The sequence below is a fragment of the Mycobacterium hainanense genome (assembly GCF_041890355.1).
In the GTDB taxonomy this organism is placed as follows: domain Bacteria; phylum Actinomycetota; class Actinomycetes; order Mycobacteriales; family Mycobacteriaceae; genus Mycobacterium; species Mycobacterium hainanense.
On record NZ_CP169059.1, the window covers coordinates 1416832 to 1437609 of the forward strand.

A 20778-nucleotide genomic window follows, 5' to 3' on the forward strand; every position below is an offset into this window, starting at 1 on the left:
GTGTCAGGTAGGCGCGACGGGCCGCTTCAGCGTGCAGACGATGCTCCACTCGAAGTAGTGGTCACCGCCCTTGTCATAGTCCTTGAAGCGGTGGGCGACCTGGGTGCGCTGCACCGACGACCCGACGATCTCCCAGCCCTGTTGTCCGTAGGCCTGCGTCAGACGGTTGGCCTCGTCCAGCACGGCTTGCAGGGATTCGTTCGTGTATGCGACGAAGGTGGTCTCCCACTGCTGGGGATACCACTTGCCGTCCGATGCCAGCCACCAACCGGGGCCCGGTGCAAGGGTGCTCACATCGGGGCACCCTACGTCGCCGAGGCTCGCGGAAAAATGGACGGCACATGACAGAGTGCCGAAGAACTGGTGTCGCGGCCGGGGAGCTCTTCCGCTGCCGAGTCGAGCCGATTGTCTTGACCTAATATTTGTTCAGCTCGTAGATTGGGAATGGAGTCCGCCGCCCGGTGCTGCGCGGTGGGCGATTGCTTGGACGCCAAGGAGTTCCGTTGAGCGATTATGAGTCGGTCGATTTCTTCACTGACCCGGCCCTGATACCGGACCCCTATCCCTATTTCGATCACCTCCGCGAGCGCTGCCCCGTGCTGCCGCGACCCGGTGCCGGCGTGGTGGCCATAACGGGGCACCAAGAGGCGCTCTCCGTGTACAAGGACCCGGCGTTCTCGTCGTGCGTCTCAGTCGCGGGCCCGTTCTCGGGGTTGCCGTTCGAGCCGCAGGGTGACGACATCGGTGCGCTGATCGAACAACACCGCTCGCAGATTCCGATGAGCGAACACATCGTAACCCAGGACCCGCCAGAGCACGCCCGCACGCGAGGCCTGCTCAGCCGTCTCCTGACGCCCAAGCGGCTCAAGGAAAACGAGGAATTCATGTGGCGGCTCGCGGATGAGCAGCTCGACGAATTCGTGTCTCGCGGCTCGTGTGAGTTTCTCGACGACTATGCGCGACCGTTCTCGGGCCTGGTGATCGCTGACCTGCTGGGAGTTCCGCCCGAAGACCACGAGGAGTTTCGGATCGCCTTCTCCGGCAAGGTCTCCGGCGGCATCGAGGACGACTCGGTGACACGGGCGCACAACCCGCTCGAGTATCTCGACGAAAAGTTCACAACCCATATCACCGAACGCCGCCGTGAGCCCCGGGACGATGTGCTGACCGAGCTCGCTCTGGCCAAGTACCCGGACGGTTCGACTCCCGAAGTCATAGACGTGGTGCGGCTCGCCACCTTTCTTTTCGCCGCCGGCCAGGAGACCACGACGAAGTTGCTGAGCTTCGGCGTTCGAATGATCGCCGAGGACCCCGAGCTGCAGGCGTTGCTCCGCCAAGACCGTAGCAAGATCCCAGCTTTCATCGAAGAGACGCTGCGCATGGAAAGCCCGGTCAAGTGTCACTTCCGCATGGCCCGCACTTCGACGACGATCGGTGACATTCCAATTTCGGCTGGCAGCACGGTGATGCTGCTGCCCGGCGCGAGCAATCGAGACGCGCGTAAGTTCGCTCAACCCGACGAATTTCGCATCGATCGGCCGAACGTCCGCGAACACGTGGCCTTCGGGCGAGGTAGCCACTCCTGCCCCGGCGCGCCGCTGGCCCGGGCCGAGGGACGCATTTCGCTCAACCGTGTGCTTGACCGGATGTCCGACATCGGCATCACCGAGGCACGACACGGGCCGGCGGGCGGCCGCCGCTATAGCTACGAACCCACGTGGCAGATGCGCGGGCTCACCGAGTTGCACCTTCGGTTCACACCGGTCGCGTGAACACGACCGAACTGGCCGGGTGGGACCCCGAGTTTACCGAGCGGCTGATCGGCGCGGTCAAACCCGTTGCCCGGAGGTGGTTTCGGTACGAAGTGCGCGGACTGGAATCGTTACCGGCGACCGGCGGCGTCCTGGTGGTGGCCAACCATTCGGGCGGCATGCTCACGCCGGATGTGCTGATCTTCGCGGCCGCCTTCTACGCGGCGTTCGGCTACGACCGACCGCTGTACACGCTCGGCCACGATGGGCTGTTCCCCGCCCCGGTGGCCGAGTGGATGGCCCGCCTGGGCGTGATTCACGCCAGCACCGAAAACGCCGCCCGTGCGCTGCGGTCAGGAGGTGTTGTGCTGGTCTTTCCCGGCGGTATCTACGATGCCTATCGGCCAACGCTGGCCGAGAACGTCATCGACTTCAACGGGCGTACTGGATATGTCAGGTGTGCCATCGACGCCGGCGCTCCCATCGTGCCGGCGGTGTCGATTGGCGGTCAGCAGAGCCAGCTGTTCCTGACGCGCGGCACCTGGCTGGCGAGGCGGCTGGGCCTGTCCCGGTTTCGGTCCGACATTCTGCCGGTGACGCTGGGTGTTCCGTTTGGCCTCAGCGTCATCGTGCCGTTCAACCTTCCGTTGCCCACCAAAATCGTCACCCAGGTGCTGCGGCCGATCGAAATCGAACGCGACCAGGATGTCTCCCGCCTCGACGCGGAAGTGCGGTCGCGGATGCAGACCGCCCTGAACCGGCTGGCCCGTCAGCGGCGGTTTCCCATCCTGGGCTGAGCCGACCTGGCTACGAATCGGAAAGTCCAGCCGCGAAGCGGATTTCGCGGAATGCGCAGACCATGGCGTCGGTCATCTCGTGGGTTTCGCCGAAGGTGCGGTCGTCGGCGATAACCGAGATGTTGAGCTGGTCGACGTAGCTCCACACGGTGATGTTGACTCCGCAGCCTGCGATCAGTGGACCGGCGGAATAGATTTCGCTGACCGGAGCGCCGGCGAATTGGCCTCGCTCGCGCGGTCCCGCGACGTTGGACACCGGAAGGTTGAACAGCCTGTTCCGGGCGTCCCGCCGGGCCAACCATCGGAAGGCGGGTGGGGCCGCGAAGGGCGGCAGGTAGGTGATCAGTCGGCCGTACAGCTCGGGCCCGAACAACTCGTTGTTCTCCTTGGCGATCGCGGTGCTGGTCGCGGTCAGCTTCACCCGCTCTAGCGGGTCGCTGATGTGCGTGGGCAGCGATACCGCCATGCCACCGAGCTCATTGCCGCTGATCCGGTGCGGCGACCTGTCCGTGCTGGCCGGGACGGACGCGACCAGGGGCCGATCTGCGCTGCCGTCGTAGCGCAACAGCAATTCGCGCAACGCGCCGGCGGCGCTCGCCATCACCACGTCGTTGACCGTAATCCCCAGGCTCCTGCTGGTCTCCCGGACTTCCGCCAGCGAGAGCGTCGCGGTCGCGAAGGTCCGCACCGGCGAGACAAGGTGGTTGATGAATGTCGCCGGCGCGTGCAACATCCGGGCGAGGTCGGGCTGCGCGCCGCGTTCCCGGGAGCGTTGGCGTAGCCGCCGCACCCCGGAAGCGGCATCCGCCATGACGCGGGGGAGCGCGGCCAATTGCTGCGCATGGTCGCGGCCCGCCGCGCGGAGCAGCTCACCTTTTGACGGCGGCACGCACGTCGTCTCGTTGTCGCGCTCGTCCTGCACCCCGCCCGGCACATCCATGATCCTGGTAAGAAGATTGGCGGAGGCCACGCCGTCGGCCAGTGCGTGGTGCAGCTTCCCGATGATGGCGAACCGGCGACCGGCGAGCCCCTCGGCAAAGTAAAACTCCCACAGCGGGTGGCCGCGGTCCAGCGGGATGGTGGCGATGTCCCCGATGACTCCGTCGAGGTCCCGGCGCAGGCCGGGGGCGGGCACTTGGACGCGCCGCAAGTGGTAGTCGAGGTCGATGTCGCAGTTCTGCAGCCACATCGGGTGGTGCAGTCGCCAGGGGATGTCGACGAGCTTGTAGCGCAACGGGTCCAGGCGGTGCAGCCGCCGTATAAAGGTGTGGCGGAAGAGCTGGAAATCGAAGTCGCCGGCGTAGTCGGTGGCATCGACGAGCGCCACCTTCAACGTGTGGGTGTGCAGATTGGGCGTCTCGCTGTACAGCAGCATGGCGTCCATGCCGTTGAGCCGCTTCACTTGACCATTATTGCCAAATGAGCCCCTGGCGCGCAGTCATATTTGAACCAAATATCTGTTCCGAGCTAGAGTGCTCCTGATGGCCGTCGACTGCCAGTACGTCTTTGCCGCCGTTGCGGACCAACGGCGTCAGATCGCGACCTTGATCGACCGCCTGGACGACGCCCAGCTGGCAACGCCCAGCCTGTGCGCCGGCTGGGATGTTGAAACGGTGGCCGCACACCTGGTCAGCGTCTTCGCCGACAGTTTCTGGGTTTTCATGGGAACAGCTCTGCGCCGTGGCGGTATGGCTCGTGCGATCGACCACCTTGCGCGCCGTCAAGCGCGGCTACCGGCGGCCGAGATTGCCGCAACCCTACGCAGGTGCGCAGATCACCCCTTGAGTCCGCCGCTGTTCGGGCCGCTCGACCCGCTCGCGGATATTTTGGTCCATAGTGGCGATATCCGGATTCCGCTCAATCTGCCGTTCGACCCCGACCCACGGCTGGCGGCGCTGGCTTTGGATTTCTTGACTGGGCCGTGGCCGTTCGGCTTCGTGCCGCTGGGTCGGCTCTGGGGCATCTCGCTGTATGCCACCGATATTGATCGGGCGTGGGGGAGGGGACGGGAAGTCCGCGGCCCCGCGACCGCCCTGATGATGACGGTCAGTGGCCGCCCCGCGCTCATGGGCCTTCTCGACGGGCCGGGGCTTCCCCTGCTCCGCCGTCGGCTACGTCGCAGGGATCAGTAGCCTACCGCCGCTCCAAGCGGTTGCGCCCGGTTGGTCTGTCGCCCCAAGGCCACCCCGCCCCGCGCCCTGCCAACGCGTTGGTTGACAATCGAGGCAAGGTTCAATTTCCCCAAACACCTGAGGTCCTAGCGTCAAAGGAGACACCACCATGGCTGAAGCCGTCATCGTCGAGGCAGTGCGCTCACCGATCGGGAAGCGCAACGGCGGATTGTCCGGTGTGCACCCGGCGGATCTGTCGGCGCAGGTGCTCAACGGTTTGGTGGACAAGGCGGGCGTCGACCCCGGCCTCGTCGACGACGTCATCTGGGGCTGCGTGATGCAGGCCGGTGAGCAGGCCCTCGACATCGGCCGCACCGCCCTGCTGGCCGCCGGCTGGCCGGAATCCGTCCCCGGTGTGACCGTCGACCGTCAGTGCGGCTCGAGCCAGCAGTCGATCCACTTCGCGGCGGCCGGTGTGGTGGCCGGGCATTACGACGTCGTCGTCGCCGGTGGGGTGGAGTCGATGTCGCGCACCCCGATGGGTTCGTCGCTGGCCAACGGCGGGCGGCCGTACCCGAAGACCTTCCTGGACCGCTACGAGGGCCAGATCCCCAACCAGGGCATCGGTGCCGAGATGATCGCCGAGCGGTGGGGATTCGACCGTACCGCGCTCGACGAGTTCTCGCTTGCCTCACACGAAAAGGCCGCTGCCGCACAGGATTCCGGCGCGTTTGACGATCAGATCGTCGGCATCAAGGACCAGGACTCGAACGTGGTGCTCAAGGATGAGGGCATCCGTCGCGGCACCCCGATGGAGAAGATGGCATCGCTGAAGCCGGCGTTCAAGGAAGACGGGGTGATCCACGCCGGCAACTCCTCGCAGATCTCCGACGGCTCGGCCGCGATCCTGTTCATGTCGGCCGAGAAGGCCAAGGAGCTCGGCCTGAAGCCGATCGCGAAGGTGCACACCGCGACCCTGGCCGGCGCCGACCCGGTGATCATGCTGACCGCGCCGATCCCCGCCACCCAGAAGGTGCTGAAGCGCTCCGGCCTGTCCATCGATGACATCGGCGCCTACGAGGTCAACGAGGCGTTCGCGCCGGTGCCGCTGGCGTGGCTGAAAGACATTGGCGCCGACGAGAAGAAGCTCAATCCCAACGGCGGCGCGATCGCGCTGGGGCACCCGCTCGGCGGCTCAGGCGCCCGCATCATGACGACGCTGCTGTACCACATGCGGGACAAGGGAATTCGCTACGGCCTGCAGACCATGTGTGAAGGTGGCGGCCAGGCCAACGCCACCATCGTGGAATTGTTGTGACCGACGTCGACACCGCGGCGCCCGGCGCGCTGACCGAGCGCCGCGGCAACGTCATGGTGATCACCATCAACCGGCCCGAGGCCCGCAACGCGATCAACGGTGCCGTCAGCATCGGCGTCGGCGACGCGCTGGAACAGGCCCAGCAGGACCGCGAGGTCCGGGCCGTGGTGATCACCGGCGCCGGCGACAAGTCCTTCTGCGCCGGGGCCGACCTGAAGGCGATCTCGCGTCGGGAGAACATCTACCACCCCGACCATCCCGAGTGGGGCTTCGCCGGTTACGTGCACCACTTCATCGACAAACCCACGATCGCGGCGGTCAACGGCACCGCACTGGGCGGCGGCACCGAGCTGGCGCTGGCCAGCGACCTGGTGGTGGCCGACGAGCGGGCCCGGTTCGGGCTGCCGGAGGTCAAGCGTGGCCTCATCGCCGCCGCGGGCGGCGTGTTCCGGATCGTGCAGCAGCTCCCGCGCAAGGTGGCGATGGAGCTGCTGCTGACCGGTGAGCCGATTACCGCGGCCGACGCCCTCGGATGGGGCCTGATCAATCAGGTGGTCGAGGAGGGCGCGGTGCTGGAAGCCGCGCTGGCGCTGGCCGCGCGGGTGACGGTGAACGCGCCGCTGTCGGTGCAGGCCAGCAAGCGCATCGCCTACGGGGTCGACGACGGCGTCATCGCCGACGAAGAGGTGGGCTGGGCGCGCACCATGACCGAGATGCGCAGCCTGCTCAGGTCCGAGGACGCCAAGGAGGGGCCGCTGGCGTTCGCCGAGAAGCGCGAACCGGTGTGGAAGGCGCGTTAGTGGCGATCGCGAGCGCGGCGAAGCCGGGCGAAGCGGGTCGCCACAGTCAGGACTAGGGCGATCGCGAGCGCGGCTTGCTTGCTGCACGCCTGGCAACCCCCGAGCGTCACGCCAGCGTGGCGCTCGGGGCCGCCAGCCACGCTGGCGTGACGCTCGACGGCCGGGCGAAGCGGGTCGCCACATTCAGGACTAGGTCGCCAGCACGTTCACCCCGCGCTGGAAGGCGCCGGGCAGCAGCGTGCACGCCGGCACGATGGCCCGGCGCCCGATCGGCGGCGCGCTGGCCAATACCAGCGCGCGGGTGAGTAGTCGATAGCTGCGGGTAATCCGTTGCCACGCAAGCTCATACGAGGACGGCGCCTCGTCGACGATGGCGGCGACGGCCGCGGCCGCTTGCTTGACCGCCAGGCTGATGCCCTCGCCCGTCAGCGCGTCCTCGTAGCCCGCCGCGTCGCCCACCAACAGCACGCGCCCCGCGACCCGGCGGGAGACCACCTGCCGCAACGGGCCGCAGCCGCGCGCCTCGCCGCGGGCGGCGCCGCCCAGCCGCTGGGCCAGGCCGGGGAACCAGGCGAGGTCGGGCCGGCCGCGCGACAGGATCGCCACGCCCACCAGCTCGGGCTCCACCGGCGTCACGTACGCCTCGCCCCAGCGCGACCAGTGCACCTCGACGAACTCCGACCACGCCGGCACCTCAAAGTGCCAGCGCACGCCGTAGCGCCGCGGCGTTCCGGCCGTCGCCGTGATCCCGACGGACCGCCTGACCGGTGAGTGCAGCCCGTCGGCCGCCACCAACCATTTCGCCCGCACGCCGGCGGCCGCCACCCCGTGAGCGTCCTGTTGCACGGTGGTCACCCGCGCCCGAAGCCATTCGGTGTCTTGCTCTTTGGCGCGCGCGGCCATCGCCGCGTGCAGCGTGGTGCGACGCACACCCCGGCCCGGGCCGGGGCGAAACCGCGCCTGGGCGCGGCGGTGTTCGCTCACGTAGGCGATTCCCCGAAACGGCATGCCGGCCGGGTCGACGCCGAGGGATGTCAGCTCGGCCAGCCCGCCGGGCATCAGGCCCTCGCCGCACGCCTTGTCGATGGGACCCTCGCGCGGGTCGGCCACGATCACCGAAAGTCCGTGCCGCCGAGCGTGTAACGCCGTGGCCAGGCCGCCCGGCCCGCCGCCGACGATCAACAAGTCGGTGTCGTAGTCGCTCACGTGTAGCCCAGCGCGGAGTTCTCGACCTGCAGTCGCACCTTGAGCAACGCCGCGTTGGCGAGGGTGAAAGCGGCCGCGGTGAGCCACGCCGTGTGCACCAATGGCAGCGCCAACCCCTCGGCCACCACTGCAACATAGTTCGGATGGTGCAGCCAGCGATAGGGACCCTGGCGCACCAGCGGCGCCCGCGGCAGCACGATGACCCGGGTGTTCCACCGCCGGCCCAGGGTGGTGATGCACCACCAGCGCAGCCCCTGGCTGAGTGCCACCACCGCCAGCATCGGCCAGCCCAGCCATCCGATGAACGGCCGGTGCAGCGCCCACGGCTCGAGAATGCAGCCGACCAGCAGTGCGGTGTGCAGCACCACCATCACCGGATAGTGTGCCTGTCCAAACTCCTTGGCGCCCTGGGCAAAAGACCACTGAGCGTTGCGCTTGGAGACCACCAGCTCCACGACGCGCTCGATGCCGACAGCCAGGACCAGCAGGTAATACATATCTCCACTATCTCTTCGAAGAGGACTTCTTTTACCCGGCTCACGATGCGGCCGCCGCGCCGGTTCACCGCCGCGAGCGTAACGGCATGGCGAATATCCGGCCCGAAAAGCGCCAAGGCGTTACGTGCGCGATCCGCGGCCCGTGCCCGCCAGGTTTGCGTTGATCGTCGCCGGGCTAGGTTGAAAGGTATGCGAATCCTCGTCACCGGGGCCACCGGATATGTCGGATCGCGGCTGGTCACGGCCCTGCTGGCGGACCGGCACCACGTCGTGGCCGCCACCCGAAACCCCGCGCGCCTCAGGCGGTTCGGATGGTTTGACGACGTCACGCCGGTGACGCTCGACGCCGCCGATCCCGTGTCGACCCGGGCGGCCTTCGCCGACGCCGGCCCCGTTGACGTGGTGTATTACCTGGTGCACGCGATCGGACAGCCCGGCTTCCGCGATGCCGACAGGGCCGCGGCCGCCAACCTGGCCGCGGCGGCCAGGGACGCCGGTGTGCGACGCATCGTTTACCTGGGCGGATTCGTGCCCGCCGACGAGGTGCTGTCCGAGCATTTGGCCAGCCGGGCCGAGGTGGCCGAGGCCCTGACCGTGCCCGACGGCCCGGAGCTGGTGTGGCTGGGCGCCGCGATGATCATCGGCGCGGGCTCGACCTCGTTCGAGATGATGCGCTACGTCGGGGACCGATTCCCCCTGCTGCCGATCCCGAGCTGGATGGACAACCCCATAGACCCGATCTCCATTCGCGACGTGTTGCACTACTTGGTCGCCGCGGCCGATCCCGACCTGTTGCCGCCGGGGGCGTACGACATCGCCGGCCCGGACACCACGTCCTACCGGGAGCTGCTCAAAACGTATGCGCGGATCTCCGGGAGGTGGCACGCCGGGCTGCCGGTCGGGAGGGTCGATACCGGGTTGGCGTCGCTGGTCACCGGCGTCGCGCTGCCGGTGCCGCCGGGGCTGGCCGGTGATCTAGTCGAGTCGCTCGACCATCCGATGGTGGCGTCCGAGAGTGACCTTCGGGATCGAGTGCCCGACCCACCCGGTGGGTTGCTCGGCGTCCAGGACGCCATTGCCCTAGCCTTGGCCGATCAGCACCATCGCCCGTCCCCGGTCAACGCCCTGGCCGACCCCCATCAGCTGGCCAACACCGATCCCGTGTGGGCCGGCGGTGACGCGCGGCGCATCCGCCATGTCGCGCGGCGGCTCACCCCACCGGTCGTGCGGCCGGCCCTGGGAGTTGTCAACCGGGTCCCGGGCCCGCTGGCCGGGGCGCTTCGAACCGGCCTTGACCTCCTGATCGCCTTGACCCCGAAGGTGCGTCCCGCATGAGCCAGTCAACCGCCCCGTCCACCACCGGCACGCTGTCCGAGCTGCGCCGGGCGCTCACCAAAGTCGCTGTGCCGCACCATGAGTCGCCCGCCGTCGTGCGCCGTCGCCGGGTCATCGTGGCCGTCACCGTGGTCGTCGGGGCCGCGGTGCTCGGGTTCTCGTTGCGGCGCCACCCGGGCGATTCGAGCTTCTACTGGCTGACCCTGGCGCTGGCGGGGGTGTGGATCGTCGGCGGGTTCTCCTCCGGGCCGCTGCACCTGGGTGGCATCTGCTGGCGTGGCCGCAATCAGCGGCCCGTCCTCACCGGGACGGGCGTCGGCCTGCTGCTGGGCGGGGTGTTCGTGGTCGGCGGGCTGATCGCCCGGGAGATCACGCCCGTCGCCGAGCTGATCACCCGGGTGCTGGAATACGCGCACCACGGGTGGTATCCGGTGATCGTGGCGATCACTCTGGTCAACGGCGTCGCGGAGGAAGTGTTCTTTCGCGGCGCGCTCTACACGGCCCTGGGCCGGTATCACCCCGTCGTGATTTCGACGATCCTCTACACGATCGCGACGCTGGCCAGCGGCAATCCCATGCTCGGTTTCGCCGCCGTCATCCTCGGGACGGTGTGCGCGTTCGAGCGCCGGGCGACCGGCGGCGTCCTGGCGCCGGTGCTCACCCACTTGGTGTGGGGGCTGATCATGGTTCTGGTGTTGCCCCCGATGTTCGGCGTCTGAGGCCGGACTACCGGGCCGAGTCGACGACGTCGCGGGCCAGCGCGCGCATCGCGGCGTTGTGCGCCGGCCGCGCGAATAACCAGTACACCCGGCCCGGGATGCCCCTCGGCACAAAGATGGATCGCTGGGTGTAGCGACTGCCGCGGCCGTCCTGCTGCGTGACCGCGATCTCGAGCCACTTTTGTCCGGGCGCCCGCTTGGTGGAGCGCAGCCGCAACAGGGTCCCCGGCGCGCGCTCCTCGACCCGCCAACCGCCCGCCCGCGAATTCACGGCGTTCTCCGCCGCCTTCCACACGTTGGCGGGTTCGACCGCGGTGTCGGCGGTGCGCACATCGGTGTAGACGATCTCGCCCGCCCAGTCCGGGTCGCTGGGCAGCGCCTCGGCCGGTTCGGAGCGCAACGACGACCACGAGGGTTCCGGGATGCCACGCGCGGCCCGGTCGAGCGCCAGTTCGACGGACCGGCGATAGCCGGTCAGGCCGCCCGGCGGCGGCTCGATGATGCCGTCGATGTCGTGGTTGCGCATCACCGCGTCGCACTCCAGCGATTCGATCAGCGGCCGCGCCAGCCCCGGCGGGATCGGCGTCACGGTCCCCACCCAGAGGCTGGCGATCGTCGGCGTCAGAAACGGCAGCACGACCAGATAGCGCCTGCCCAGCCCCGCCACGTCGGCGTAGACGCGCATCATGTCGCCGTACTCCAGCACGTCGGGTCCACCGATGTCCCAGGTGCGCGACGACCCGACGGGCGCCGTGGCCGCGGCGACCAGGTAGTAGAGCACGTCGCGCACCGCGATCGGCTGGATCTTGTTGTGCACCCATTTCGGGGTGGTCATCACCGGCAACCGGTCGGTGAGGTGCCGGATCATCTCGAACGAAGCCGACCCGGAGCCGACCACGACGCCCGCCTGCAGCACGACGGTTTCGATGCCCGAGGCGATCAGCGCGTCGCCGACCGCCGCCCGCGACTCGAGGTGCGGCGAGAGCTTGCCGCCCTCGGGATGCAGCCCGCTCAGGTACACGATGCGCCGCACGCCGGTGCGCCGCGCCGCCGTCACCACGTTGCCGACCGCGCGGGATTCCTCGTCGGCGAAATCCTTCGACGTTCCCATCGAGTGGACCAGGTAGTAGACGACGTCGATCCCGTCGAACGCCGCGACCAGGGAATCGACGTCACCCAGATCGCCGCGCGCGACCTCGGCCTGTTGCCGCCACGGCACGTCGTCCAACTTGGCCGGGTTTCGGGCCAAGGCGCGGACCCGATGACCTTCGTCCAGCAGTCGCGGGGCCAGCCGGGCGCCGACGTAGCCGGTCGCCCCGGTCACGAGACAGCGCAGCTGTCCAGCCATGGAATCTCCGTTCGTCGTCTTCCCCTTATTCGGACCCGACGACGGGGAGGATTACCGGCTCGGGCCACCCGTAAGCGCCATAGCGTCAGCGATCCGTGAAGTCCGGCGTGCGGCGCTGTTGGAAAGCGGTTGCGCCCTCGACGAAGTCGTGTGAGCGCAGCAGGACGGCCTGCCCCTCGTATTCGCGCTGCAGGGCCGGATCCAGCTGGGGGAGCGTGGCCGCGTTGATGGCCAGCTTCGTCTTGCCCAATGCCACCGCGGGGCCCGCCAACAACCGCGCGATCACCTTGTCCATCTCGGCCTCGAACGCGTCGGCCGGGTAGACCGCGCTGACCAGGCCCCAGGACAGCGCCTCGGCCGCCGGCAGGCGTTCGGGCAACAACGCCATGTGCATGGCCCGGATGCGTCCGACGGCGGCGGCGATCAGCGCCGAGGCGCCGCCGTCCGGCATCAGCCCGATCTTGGTGAAGGCGAGCATGAAAAATGCGCTGTCCGAGGCCAATACGACGTCACACGCGAGCGCCAGGGAGACACCGACACCGGCTGCCGGGCCCTGAACCGCGGCGACCACGGGATGCGGCACGGCCGCGATCGCCCGGATCAGCCGGTTGATCTCCAGCACGATCTCGTCCGGCGGGACCCCGGTGTCGGACACGTCGTCGGCGCTGATGCCCGCCCCCGAACAGAACCCGCGGCCCGCACCGCCCAGGCGCACGACCCTCACCTGCGGGTCGGTGGCCGCGCGCTCCATCGCGTCGGCGATGCCGGTAATCACCGGCACGGTCAGGGAATTGAGGCTGTCCGGCCGGTCGATGGTGACCGACAGCACGCCGTCGGACAACGTGACGGAAAGGCCTGCGACGGGCGTCAGCGTGTCGATCGCGGATTGGGGCATGGGCTCACCCTAAGTGACCGGGCTGCGCGCCCGTCGAACGCGGCTGCGAAGATGCCAACTAGAACGGGCGTCAGGGCAGACGAAAGGTCGGTAGATCGTGGCTGGACCGCTGAAGGGGCTTCGGGTCGTCGAGTTGGCCGGGATCGGACCGGGCCCGCATGCGGCGATGATCCTGGGGGATCTGGGCGCCGACGTGGTGCGCATCGATCGGCCCCCGAGGGACGGGTCCAGCCCGGGCGGGCCCGCCAAGGACGCCATGCTGCGCAACCGGCGCGTGGTGACCGTCGACTTGAAGTCCGACGAGGGGCGCGCCGTCGTGCTCCAGCTCGTCGCCAAGGCCGACGTGTTGATCGAGGGCTTCCGACCCGGTGTCACCGAGCGGCTCGGGTTGGGTCCCGAGGATTGCGCCGAAGTCAACGAGCGGCTGATCTACGCCCGGATGACCGGCTGGGGACAATCTGGCCCCCGCAGCCAACAGGCGGGCCACGACATCAACTACATCTCCCTCAACGGGATCCTGCACGCCATCGGCCGGGCGAACGAGCGGCCGGTGCCGCCGCTGAACCTGGTCGGCGACTTCGGCGGCGGCTCGATGTTCCTGCTGGTCGGGATCCTGTCCGCGTTGTGGGAGCGGCAGAACTCCGGCAAGGGTCAGGTCGTCGACGCCGCCATGGTCGACGGCTCCAGCATGCTGATCCAGATGATGTGGTCGATGCGCTCGCTGGGCATGTGGTCGGACGTGCGCGGCACCAACATGCTCGATGGCGGCGCGCCCTACTACGACACCTATGAATGCGCGGACGGGCGCTATGTCGCCGTCGGCGCCATCGAGCCGCAGTTCTACGCGGCCATGCTGGCGGGGCTCGGCCTGGATGCGGCGAACCTGCCGGCGCAGAACGACGTCGGCCGCTGGCCCGAGCTGCGCGCGGCGCTGACGGCGGCCTTCGCCGGGCACGACCGCGACCACTGGGCCAAGGTCTTCGCCGATTCCGACGCCTGCGTGACCCCGGTTTTGGCATTCGGCGAGGTGCACACGGAACCGCACATCACGGAGCGGAACACCTTCTACGAGGTGGACGGCGGCCCGCAGCCGTTGCCCGCACCGCGGTTCTCGCGCACCATCCCGGACGTGCCCCGCCCACCGGCCGCGCCGCTGCCCGACGTTCAAGCGGTGCTCGCCGACTGGGTATAGTCGCCGACCAACTGGTTGGCTGGATTCGCTAAGGAAGGACTCGCATGAAGATCAAAGACGCCGTCGCCGTCGTCACCGGGGGCGCCTCGGGCCTGGGCCTGGCCACCACCAAGCGGCTGGTCGACGCCGGCGCGCTGGTGGTGGTGATCGACCTGCGCGGCGAAGAGGCGGTCCAGGAGCTCGGCGAACGCGCCCGTTTCGTGCAGGCCGACGTCACCGACGAGACCGCCGTCGGCCAGGCGTTGGACACCGCCGAGTCGATGGGTCCGCTGCGCATCAACGTCAACTGCGCGGGCATCGGCAACGCCATCAAGACGCTGTCCAAGGACGGGCCGTTCCCGCTGGACGCCTTCAAGAAGGTGGTGGGGGTCAACCTGATCGGCACGTTCAACGTGCTGCGGCTGGCCGCCGAGCGCATCGCCAAGACGGAGCCGCTCGGCGAGGAGCGGGGCGTGATCATCAACACCGCCTCGGTGGCCGCGTTCGAGGGCCAGATCGGCCAGGCCGCCTACTCGGCGTCGAAGGGCGGCGTGGTCGGCATGACGTTGCCGATCGCCCGCGACCTGTCGCGCGAGCTGATCCGCGTGGTGACCATCGCGCCCGGGTTGTTCAAGACCCCGCTGCTGGGCTCGCTGCCCGAGGAGGCCCAGGCCTCGCTCGGCAAGCAGGTTCCGCACCCGGCCCGGCTGGGTGACCCCGACGAGTACGGCGCGCTCGCGGTGCACATCGTCGAGAACCCGATGCTCAACGGCGAGGTCATCCGCCTGGACGGCGCCATCCGCATGGCGCCCCGCTGAGGCCCTTGAACACGAAAGCCCCCCGCGCGTAGCGGGGGGCTTTCGTCCAGGAGAAAGAACTTATCGTCGGAACCATCGACTGACAGCGGGTTCGGCCATCAACAGCCGTGCGAGCATGCTCATGACGTTGCTCAGCTCGCCGCTTGCAGTTCGTCGAACTGCTCCGAGGTTTCGCCTTCCACCAGCACGTCGCCGTGGTAGAGGGCTTCGAAATCAACCTTGATGACGTCGGCACTTGTGTCGTCGATCCACATGACACTGAGCGTATGGGCCACCATTAAGGAATCTTTGAGTCACGATTCGGAAAATCGTGGCAATTTACCGGCCGGTAGGTTGTAGGCGATCTACCGCGGCGTTCAGGCCCGTGACCTGCTTACTTGCCGCACAATTTTCTGGCCGGACTCTTACCGTCGCCGCGGTTTAAAGCGCCGCGTTGAACCGTCTACCCGGTGGAATCCGTCTTAAGAACAAATCTGTTTGACGCGTGAAGACTAGCGTTGGTTGCGTTGACGCGGACACGCCGGCAGCGAGCGCGATCAGCACCGGCTGCGGAAGGGCTGAAGAATGCTGCAGGGGATCGCCCGGGTGGCCATCGCGGCGCCGCGCCGCATCATCGCGATCGGTGTCCTGGTCTTCATCGCCGCCGCGGTTTTCGGCGTCCCCGTCGCCAAGGACCTGTTGCCGGGAGGGTTTCAGGATCCGGACTCGGAGTCCGCCCGCGCGATTCAAGTGCTGACCGACAAGTTCGGGCAGAGCGGTCAGCAGATGCTGATCCTGGTGACCGCGCCCGGGGGCACCAACAGCGAGCAGGCCCGCAGCGTGGGCACCGACCTCGTCACCCAATTGCAGAAGTCGCCGTTGGTCTACAACGTCTCCTCGCCGTGGACCGTCCCGCCGCGGGCGGCCGCCGACCTGGTCAGCCGCGACGGCAAGACCGGCCTGCTCGTGGTCAACCTCAAGGGCGGCGAGAACTACGTGCAGCGCAACGCCCAGACCGTCGCGGATCAGTTCATCCACGACCGCGACGGCGTCACCGTTCGCGCCGGCGGAGCCGCGATGCAGTACGCCCAGATCAACACCCAGAACCAGGCCGACCTGGTGGTGATGGAGATGATCGCGCTGCCGTTGAGCTTCCTGATCTTGATCTGGGTGTTCGGCGGGCTACTGGCGGCGGCCTTGCCGATGGCGCTGGGCGCCCTGGCCGTCGTCGGCTCGATGACGGTGTTGCGGCTGATCACCTTCACCACCGAGGTGTCGATCTTCGCGCTGAACCTGAGCACCGCGTTGGGCCTGGCGCTGGCGATCGATTACACCCTGCTGATCGTCAGCCGCTACCGCGACGAGTTGGCCCAGGGCAGCGACCGCGAGCAGGCGCTCATCCGAACCATGGCCACCTCCGGGCGCACCGTGTTGTTCTCCGCGGTCACCGTGGCGTTGTCGATGTCGGCGACCGTGGCTTTCCCCATGTACTTCCTCAAGTCATTCGCTTACGCCGGCGTGGCAACCGTCGCGTTCGTCGCGACCGCTTCGATCGTGATCACCCCGGCCGCCATCGTGCTGCTCGGCCCGCGGCTGGACGCACTCGACGTGCGCCGGCTGCTGCGCCGGGTTTTCCGGCGACCGGAGCCGGTGCACAAGCCGGTCGAGCAGATGTTCTGGTATCGATCGACCAAGCTGGTGATGCGCCGCTGGGCACCGATCGGCCTGAGCGTCGTCGCGCTGCTGCTCTTGCTCGGGTCTCCGTTCCTCCGCGTCAAATGGGGCTTCCCCGACGACCGGGTGCTGCCGACGTCGGCGTCGTCGCACCAGGTCGGTGACCGACTGCGCAACGATTTCGCCGACGACTCCTCGACGTCCGTGCCCGTCGTGGTCCCCGACGCGCGTGGGCTGAGTCCGGCGGACCTCGACCGCTACGCCGCCGACTTGTCGCGGGTTCCCGACGTGTCGGACGTGTCGGCTCCGGGCGGAACGTTCGTCAACGGAAACCGGACGGGCCCGCCGGCCGGGGCGACCGGGCTGGCCGACGGCAGCGCCTTCCTGACCGTCAGCAGCACGGCGCCGCTGTTTTCTCCCGCGAACGACGACCAGCTCAAGCGGTTACACGGGGTGCCCGGGCCGGCGGGCCGATCCGTCGAGATGGGCGGAGTCGCCCAGGTCAACCGCGACAGCGTCGACGCGGTCACCGACCGTCTTCCGCTGGTGCTCGGGTTGATGGCCGCCATCACCTTTGCGCTGCTGTTCCTGCTCACCGGCAGCGTGCTGTTGCCCGCCAAGGCGCTGGCCTGCAACTTCTTGTCCCTCACCGCGGCGTTCGGCGCGCTGGTCTGGATCTTCCAGGAGGGGCACCTGGGCGCGCTCGGGACGACGCCGAGCGGGACGCTGGTGGCCAACATGCCGGTGCTGCTGTTTTGCATCGCCTTCGGGCTGTCGATGGACTACGAGGTGTTCCTGCTCTCCCGCATCCGCGAGTACTGGCTGGCGTCCGGGGCGGCGCGGCCGGCGCGGCCGACCGCAAAGGAGGCGCACGCCGCCAACGACGAGAGCGTCGCGCTCGGCGTCGCCCGCACCGGCCGGGTGATCACCGCGGCCGCGCTGGTGATGTCGATGTCGTTCGCCGCGCTGATCGCCGCCCACGTGTCGTTCATGCGGATGTTCGGCCTCGGCCTGGTGCTCGCCGTCTTCGCCGACGCCACGCTGGTGCGGATGGTTGTCGTGCCGGCCTTCATGCATGTGATGGGCCGGTGGAATTGGTGGGCGCCCAAGCCCCTGGCATGGCTGCACGACCGGTTCGGCATCAACGAGGGCGGACCGGTCCAGGCCGGCCACCCCGAGCCGGTCCCGGTCGACGACAAACCGCTGGGGGAGCCGGTGCCGAATATCGGTTGACGTGCCGACCGGTCTATCGGCAAGACCCCATTCTTGGCCCAGAGTCGGAAGGTTGACCTGTATGACAACGGCGGTGCACAACCCGTTCTTCGCGCGCATCTGGCCCGTCGTCGCCACCCACGAGACCGAGGCGATACGCGCCCTTCGCCGGGAGAATCTGGCCGGGTTGTCGGGGCGGGTGCTGGAAGTCGGCGCGGGCATCGGGACGAACTTTCCGCACTACCCGGAGTCGGTCCGCGAGGTGGTCGCGGTGGAGCCCGAGCCGCGGCTGGCGGCCCAGGCGCGCGCGGCGGCGGAGGTGGTGCCGGCCCGCGTCGTGGTGATGGACGAGACGGCCGAGGGCTTCACCGGCGGCGAGCCGTTCGACGCCGTGGTGTGTTCGCTGGTGTTGTGCTCGGTGCGCGACCCCGGTGCGGTGCTGCGGCGGCTCCACTCGGTGCTGCGCCCGGGCGGTGAGCTGCGCTACCTCGAGCACGTGGCGAGCGCCGGCGCCCGCGGCCGCCTGCAACGGTTCGCCGACGCAACGCTGTGGCCGCGGTTGTTCGGCAACTGCCACACCCACCGCGACACCGAGCGCGAGATCATCGACGCCGGATTCGAAGTCGACGTTTCCCGGCGCGAGTTCACCTTGCCGGCGTGGGCGCCGATGCCGGTGTCGGAACTCCTGCTGGGCCGCGCCCGCCGGCCGTAATTGCGGCGGGGCTATTTCAGCAGGGCGGGCAGCCGCTGCAGCAGCCCGGGCAGTGCCCGGCCGGCCGTCTCGCGGATGCTGATCGTCGCGTGCCGCGACAGCGGGGTGACCTCCGGGTTGACCTCGATCACGGCCGTGCCGCGGGACAGCGCCAGCTCGGCGAGCCCGGCGGCCGGGTAGACGATCGCCGACGTCCCGACCACCACCATCACATCGGCGGCCTCGGTCGCCTCGACGGCCGACTGCCACGGCCCCTCGGGCAACGGCTCACCGAACCACACGATGTCGGGGCGGATCAGGCCGCCGCAATGACAGACCGGCGGCTCCACCTCGAGCGTCGGTTCGGGCACCTTGGGCAGCGCGCCGGTGTACGGCATACCGCAACGGTCGCAACGGAATTCGAACAGGCTGCCGTGCAGGTGGTGGACCGGCACGCTCCCGGCGCGTTCGTGCAAGTCGTCGACGTTCTGGGTGATGACGCTGACCTCGGCACCGTCCTGCCAGGCGGCGATGGCGCGGTGTCCGGTGTTGGGCGCGACATCGGCGACCAGATAGTGACGCCACAGGTACCAGCCCCAGACCCGTTCGGGATTGTCGCGCCACCCTTGAGTGCTGGACAGCTCGTACGGGTCGAACCGCGCCCACAGGCCGTTCTGGTCGTCGCGGAAGGTCGGCACCCCGCTCTCCGCGGAGATCCCCGCGCCGCTCAGCACCGCTACTCGCATCCCACAAAGATAGTCGTGCGTGGGACATACTGAAGGCGTGGAGCTGCGGGATTTGCTGAAGGTCGACGTCAAGGCGGGCAAGCCGCTGTTCGACCAGCTCAGGACCCAAGTCATCGACGGCGTCCGCGCCGGCGCGCTGCCGCCCGGCACCCGGCTTCCGACCGTCCGCGAACTGGCCGGCCAGCTCGGGGTCGCGGCGAACACCGTGGCCCGCGCCTACCGGGAACTCGAGTCGGCCGCGATCGTCGAAACGCGGGGGCGCTTCGGCACTTTCATCTCCCGCTTCGACCCGACCGACGCGGCGATGGCGGCCGCCGCCAAGGAGTACGTCGAGGTGGCCCGCGCGCTGGGGCTGACCAAGTCCGACGCGATGCGCTACCTCACCAACGTGCCCGACGACTGAGCCCAATTCGCTTGACGCGCAGCGTTTTAGCGCAATACTTTGGCCAGCGTGCGCAGGTTGCGTGTCGTCGTCGACGACTTGTAGCGGGGCTTGCCCATGGTCTTCCCGATCGCGCTGTCCAGGGTGGCGCCCTTGGGCACCTGCCAATAGATCACGCCGTCGCCTTGGCTGATCTTCTCGTCGGGGCCGGCTTTCTCGCCCAGGGCGGCGAGTTCGTCGAGCACCGCGTCGTCGGCGACGAACGTGACGTAGGACTGGTAGCCGTCGACCTCGGGTTCGAAGGGGTAGTCGTCCACGACGGCGCGCACGGTTTCGAGGTCATAGACCAGCACCCACGCGTCGTAGCCGAAACTGTCACGCAGCGCGGCTTCGGCCTTCTTGCGCACCCCGGCCGCGCCGGCGGACGACTCCAGCAAGATGTTGCCGCTGGCCAGGATGGTGCGGACGTTTTTGAAACCCGCCTCGGTCAGCGCGCGCGCCACGTCGGCCATCTTGAGGTTGACGCCGCCGACGTTGACTCCGCGCAGAAAGGCCGCGTACTTGGTCATGGTCCGATTCCACCAGGGCCGCCCGGGGCGGCACGATCCGGGACCGGTCGCTGGACGCGCGACGTAGGCTGCTGGGATGGGACGCCAAGTCTTCGACGACAAGCTGCTGGCCGTGATCAGTGGGAATTCCCTCGGCGTGCTGGCGACCATCAAACGCGACGGGCGACCCCAGCTGTCCAACGTTAGCTACCACTTCGACCCGCGTGACTTGGCCGTGCGGGTGTCGATCACCGAGCCGCGGGCCAAGACCCGCAACCTGCGCCGCGACCCGCGGGCGTCGATCCTGGTCGACGCCGACGACGGGTGGTCCTACGCGGTGGCCGAGGGCACGGCCACGCTGACCCCGCCCGCGGCCGATCCCGGCGACGACACCGTCGAGGCGCTGATTGCGTTGTACCGCAACATCGCCGGGGAACACCCGGATTGGGACGAGTACCGCCGGGCGATGGTCACGGATCGGCGGGTGCTGCTGACCCTGCCGATCTCGCACGTGTACGGCATGCCGCCCGGCGTGCGGTAGCCGCCCGAGCCCGGACATCGAAGGCTACGCTGCCGGTATGGCTCAATCGAAGTCCTCCGAGGCGCCGGAATCGGACGACGACACCAAGCGCAAGTTCCGCGAGGCCCTGGACCGCAAGCTGGCCAAGTCGTCGGGCGGGTCCGATCACAAGGACAGCGGCGGCAAGCAGTCGCGGGCGCACGGCCCGGTGGAGAACCGCCGCGAGTTCCGCCGCAAGAGCGGGTGAGGATCGGCCGTCA

23 protein-coding genes are annotated in these 20778 nt (G+C 68.6%); 14 read left to right on the forward strand and 9 right to left on the reverse strand.

Features of this window, described 5'->3' with window-relative positions:
- Positions 1–3 precede the first annotated feature (3 nt).
- Entirely contained in the window at positions 4–294 is a 291-nt protein-coding gene (locus ACEL92_RS06805) for a hypothetical protein (RefSeq protein ID WP_374024866.1), read from the reverse strand.
- A gap of 209 nt (positions 295–503) precedes the next feature.
- Here ACEL92_RS06805 and ACEL92_RS06810 point away from each other — a divergent pair, with 209 nt between their 5' ends.
- Both ACEL92_RS06810 and ACEL92_RS06815 read left to right on the forward strand, forming a co-directional pair.
- Complete coding sequence (locus ACEL92_RS06810) at positions 504–1772, forward strand: cytochrome P450 (protein WP_374024867.1); 1269 nt, start codon at positions 504–506, stop codon at positions 1770–1772.
- The gene (locus ACEL92_RS06815; protein WP_374024868.1) at positions 1769–2548 is read left to right on the forward strand and encodes a lysophospholipid acyltransferase family protein; all 780 of its coding nucleotides are present in this window, start codon (positions 1769–1771) and stop codon (positions 2546–2548) included. The genes ACEL92_RS06810 and ACEL92_RS06815 overlap by 4 nt, the downstream gene beginning before the upstream one ends.
- 10 nt (positions 2549–2558) lie before the next feature.
- Here the strand turns inward: ACEL92_RS06815 and ACEL92_RS06820 are convergent, their stop codons facing one another.
- On the reverse strand, positions 2559–3950 hold the full coding sequence (locus ACEL92_RS06820) for a wax ester/triacylglycerol synthase family O-acyltransferase (RefSeq protein WP_374024869.1): 1392 nt from the start codon (positions 3948–3950) through the stop codon (positions 2559–2561).
- A 79-nt stretch (positions 3951–4029) separates the two neighbouring features.
- On the opposite strand from ACEL92_RS06820, the gene ACEL92_RS06825 reads away from it, so the two are divergent.
- The 3 genes from ACEL92_RS06825 to ACEL92_RS06835 all read left to right on the forward strand — a co-directional run bounded on the left by ACEL92_RS06825 (position 4030) and on the right by ACEL92_RS06835 (position 6777).
- A complete protein-coding gene (locus tag ACEL92_RS06825) occupies positions 4030–4680 on the forward strand; it encodes a maleylpyruvate isomerase family mycothiol-dependent enzyme (protein ID WP_374024870.1) in 651 nt (216 codons plus the stop codon).
- A 148-nt stretch (positions 4681–4828) separates the two neighbouring features.
- A complete protein-coding gene (locus ACEL92_RS06830; protein ID WP_374024871.1) occupies positions 4829–5977 on the forward strand; it encodes an acetyl-CoA C-acyltransferase in 1149 nt (382 codons plus the stop codon).
- Positions 5974–6777, forward strand: a complete 804-nt coding sequence (locus ACEL92_RS06835; protein WP_374024872.1) for a crotonase/enoyl-CoA hydratase family protein — start codon at positions 5974–5976, stop codon at positions 6775–6777. The genes ACEL92_RS06830 and ACEL92_RS06835 overlap by 4 nt, the downstream gene beginning before the upstream one ends.
- A 189-nt stretch (positions 6778–6966) precedes the next feature.
- On the opposite strand, the gene ACEL92_RS06840 is transcribed toward ACEL92_RS06835, so the two are convergent.
- Both ACEL92_RS06840 and ACEL92_RS06845 read right to left on the reverse strand, forming a co-directional pair.
- On the reverse strand, positions 6967–7983 hold the full coding sequence (locus ACEL92_RS06840) for an NAD(P)/FAD-dependent oxidoreductase (RefSeq protein WP_374024873.1): 1017 nt from the start codon (positions 7981–7983) through the stop codon (positions 6967–6969).
- Complete coding sequence (locus tag ACEL92_RS06845; protein ID WP_374024874.1) at positions 7980–8480, reverse strand: isoprenylcysteine carboxyl methyltransferase family protein; 501 nt, start codon at positions 8478–8480, stop codon at positions 7980–7982. Before ACEL92_RS06845 ends, ACEL92_RS06840 begins: the two co-directional genes overlap by 4 nt.
- 189 nt (positions 8481–8669) lie before the next feature.
- Here ACEL92_RS06845 and ACEL92_RS06850 point away from each other — a divergent pair, with 189 nt between their 5' ends.
- Positions 8670–9815 (forward strand): NAD(P)H-binding protein, encoded by a 1146-nt coding sequence (locus ACEL92_RS06850; protein ID WP_374024875.1) that lies wholly within the window; start codon positions 8670–8672, stop codon positions 9813–9815.
- Complete coding sequence (locus ACEL92_RS06855) at positions 9812–10534, forward strand: lysostaphin resistance A-like protein (RefSeq protein WP_374024876.1); 723 nt, start codon at positions 9812–9814, stop codon at positions 10532–10534. The genes ACEL92_RS06850 and ACEL92_RS06855 overlap by 4 nt, the downstream gene beginning before the upstream one ends.
- A 7-nt stretch (positions 10535–10541) precedes the next feature.
- On the opposite strand, the gene ACEL92_RS06860 is transcribed toward ACEL92_RS06855, so the two are convergent.
- Positions 10542–11882, reverse strand: a complete 1341-nt coding sequence (locus tag ACEL92_RS06860; protein ID WP_374024877.1) for a DUF2867 domain-containing protein — start codon at positions 11880–11882, stop codon at positions 10542–10544.
- Positions 11883–11967: 85 nt separating this feature from the next.
- The gene (locus tag ACEL92_RS06865; protein ID WP_374024878.1) at positions 11968–12777 is read right to left on the reverse strand and encodes an enoyl-CoA hydratase; all 810 of its coding nucleotides are present in this window, start codon (positions 12775–12777) and stop codon (positions 11968–11970) included.
- A gap of 97 nt (positions 12778–12874) precedes the next feature.
- Between ACEL92_RS06865 and ACEL92_RS06870 the strand changes: the two genes are divergently transcribed.
- Both ACEL92_RS06870 and ACEL92_RS06875 read left to right on the forward strand, forming a co-directional pair.
- Complete coding sequence (locus tag ACEL92_RS06870; protein WP_374024879.1) at positions 12875–13969, forward strand: CaiB/BaiF CoA transferase family protein; 1095 nt, start codon at positions 12875–12877, stop codon at positions 13967–13969.
- Between the two features lie 44 nt (positions 13970–14013).
- Positions 14014–14766, forward strand: a complete 753-nt coding sequence (locus ACEL92_RS06875) for a 3-hydroxyacyl-CoA dehydrogenase (protein ID WP_374024880.1) — start codon at positions 14014–14016, stop codon at positions 14764–14766.
- A 131-nt stretch (positions 14767–14897) separates the two neighbouring features.
- Here the strand turns inward: ACEL92_RS06875 and ACEL92_RS06880 are convergent, their stop codons facing one another.
- The gene (locus ACEL92_RS06880; protein WP_003878506.1) at positions 14898–15020 is read right to left on the reverse strand and encodes a hypothetical protein; all 123 of its coding nucleotides are present in this window, start codon (positions 15018–15020) and stop codon (positions 14898–14900) included.
- Between the two features lie 310 nt (positions 15021–15330).
- On the opposite strand from ACEL92_RS06880, the gene ACEL92_RS06885 reads away from it, so the two are divergent.
- Both ACEL92_RS06885 and ACEL92_RS06890 read left to right on the forward strand, forming a co-directional pair.
- Positions 15331–17652, forward strand: a complete 2322-nt coding sequence (locus ACEL92_RS06885; protein ID WP_374024881.1) for an MMPL family transporter — start codon at positions 15331–15333, stop codon at positions 17650–17652.
- Positions 17653–17713: 61 nt separating this feature from the next.
- The gene (locus ACEL92_RS06890; protein ID WP_374024882.1) at positions 17714–18343 is read left to right on the forward strand and encodes a class I SAM-dependent methyltransferase; all 630 of its coding nucleotides are present in this window, start codon (positions 17714–17716) and stop codon (positions 18341–18343) included.
- A gap of 11 nt (positions 18344–18354) precedes the next feature.
- On the opposite strand, the gene ACEL92_RS06895 is transcribed toward ACEL92_RS06890, so the two are convergent.
- A complete protein-coding gene (locus ACEL92_RS06895; protein WP_374024883.1) occupies positions 18355–19068 on the reverse strand; it encodes an NAD-dependent deacylase in 714 nt (237 codons plus the stop codon).
- 37 nt (positions 19069–19105) lie between these two features.
- Here ACEL92_RS06895 and ACEL92_RS06900 point away from each other — a divergent pair, with 37 nt between their 5' ends.
- The gene (locus tag ACEL92_RS06900; RefSeq protein ID WP_374024884.1) at positions 19106–19471 is read left to right on the forward strand and encodes a GntR family transcriptional regulator; all 366 of its coding nucleotides are present in this window, start codon (positions 19106–19108) and stop codon (positions 19469–19471) included.
- 26 nt (positions 19472–19497) lie between these two features.
- Here ACEL92_RS06900 and ACEL92_RS06905 read toward each other — a convergent pair whose 3' ends face one another.
- Entirely contained in the window at positions 19498–20019 is a 522-nt protein-coding gene (locus ACEL92_RS06905) for a DUF1697 domain-containing protein (RefSeq protein WP_374024885.1), read from the reverse strand.
- 76 nt (positions 20020–20095) lie between these two features.
- Between ACEL92_RS06905 and ACEL92_RS06910 the strand changes: the two genes are divergently transcribed.
- Positions 20096–20539: a PPOX class F420-dependent oxidoreductase gene (locus ACEL92_RS06910; RefSeq protein WP_374024886.1), complete on the forward strand. Its 444-nt coding sequence runs from the start codon at positions 20096–20098 to the stop codon at positions 20537–20539.
- 37 nt (positions 20540–20576) lie between these two features.
- Positions 20577–20765, forward strand: coding sequence for a DUF5302 domain-containing protein (locus ACEL92_RS06915; protein ID WP_374024887.1), 189 nt, complete (start codon positions 20577–20579; stop codon positions 20763–20765).
- Positions 20766–20778 lie beyond the last annotated feature (13 nt).

What these genes read in the sequence shown, in the direction of transcription:
- ACEL92_RS06825 (WP_374024870.1), top strand. Translation starts at nt 4,030, where the DNA reads ATGGCCGTCGACTGCCAGTACGTCTTTGCCGCCGTTGCGGACCAACGG.
- ACEL92_RS06830 (WP_374024871.1), top strand. Translation starts at nt 4,829, where the DNA reads ATGGCTGAAGCCGTCATCGTCGAGGCAGTGCGCTCACCGATCGGGAAG.
- ACEL92_RS06845 (WP_374024874.1), bottom strand. Translation starts at nt 8,480, where the DNA reads ATGTATTACCTGCTGGTCCTGGCTGTCGGCATCGAGCGCGTCGTGGAG.
- ACEL92_RS06850 (WP_374024875.1), top strand. Translation starts at nt 8,670, where the DNA reads ATGCGAATCCTCGTCACCGGGGCCACCGGATATGTCGGATCGCGGCTG.
- ACEL92_RS06855 (WP_374024876.1), top strand. Translation starts at nt 9,812, where the DNA reads ATGAGCCAGTCAACCGCCCCGTCCACCACCGGCACGCTGTCCGAGCTG.
- ACEL92_RS06860 (WP_374024877.1), bottom strand. Translation starts at nt 11,882, where the DNA reads ATGGCTGGACAGCTGCGCTGTCTCGTGACCGGGGCGACCGGCTACGTC.
- ACEL92_RS06865 (WP_374024878.1), bottom strand. Translation starts at nt 12,777, where the DNA reads ATGCCCCAATCCGCGATCGACACGCTGACGCCCGTCGCAGGCCTTTCC.
- ACEL92_RS06875 (WP_374024880.1), top strand. Translation starts at nt 14,014, where the DNA reads ATGAAGATCAAAGACGCCGTCGCCGTCGTCACCGGGGGCGCCTCGGGC.
- ACEL92_RS06880 (WP_003878506.1), bottom strand. Translation starts at nt 15,020, where the DNA reads ATGTGGATCGACGACACAAGTGCCGACGTCATCAAGGTTGATTTCGAA.
- ACEL92_RS06885 (WP_374024881.1), top strand. Translation starts at nt 15,331, where the DNA reads ATGCTGCAGGGGATCGCCCGGGTGGCCATCGCGGCGCCGCGCCGCATC.
- ACEL92_RS06890 (WP_374024882.1), top strand. Translation starts at nt 17,714, where the DNA reads ATGACAACGGCGGTGCACAACCCGTTCTTCGCGCGCATCTGGCCCGTC.
- ACEL92_RS06895 (WP_374024883.1), bottom strand. Translation starts at nt 19,068, where the DNA reads ATGCGAGTAGCGGTGCTGAGCGGCGCGGGGATCTCCGCGGAGAGCGGG.
- ACEL92_RS06905 (WP_374024885.1), bottom strand. Translation starts at nt 20,019, where the DNA reads ATGACCAAGTACGCGGCCTTTCTGCGCGGAGTCAACGTCGGCGGCGTC.
- ACEL92_RS06910 (WP_374024886.1), top strand. Translation starts at nt 20,096, where the DNA reads ATGGGACGCCAAGTCTTCGACGACAAGCTGCTGGCCGTGATCAGTGGG.
- ACEL92_RS06915 (WP_374024887.1), top strand. Translation starts at nt 20,577, where the DNA reads ATGGCTCAATCGAAGTCCTCCGAGGCGCCGGAATCGGACGACGACACC.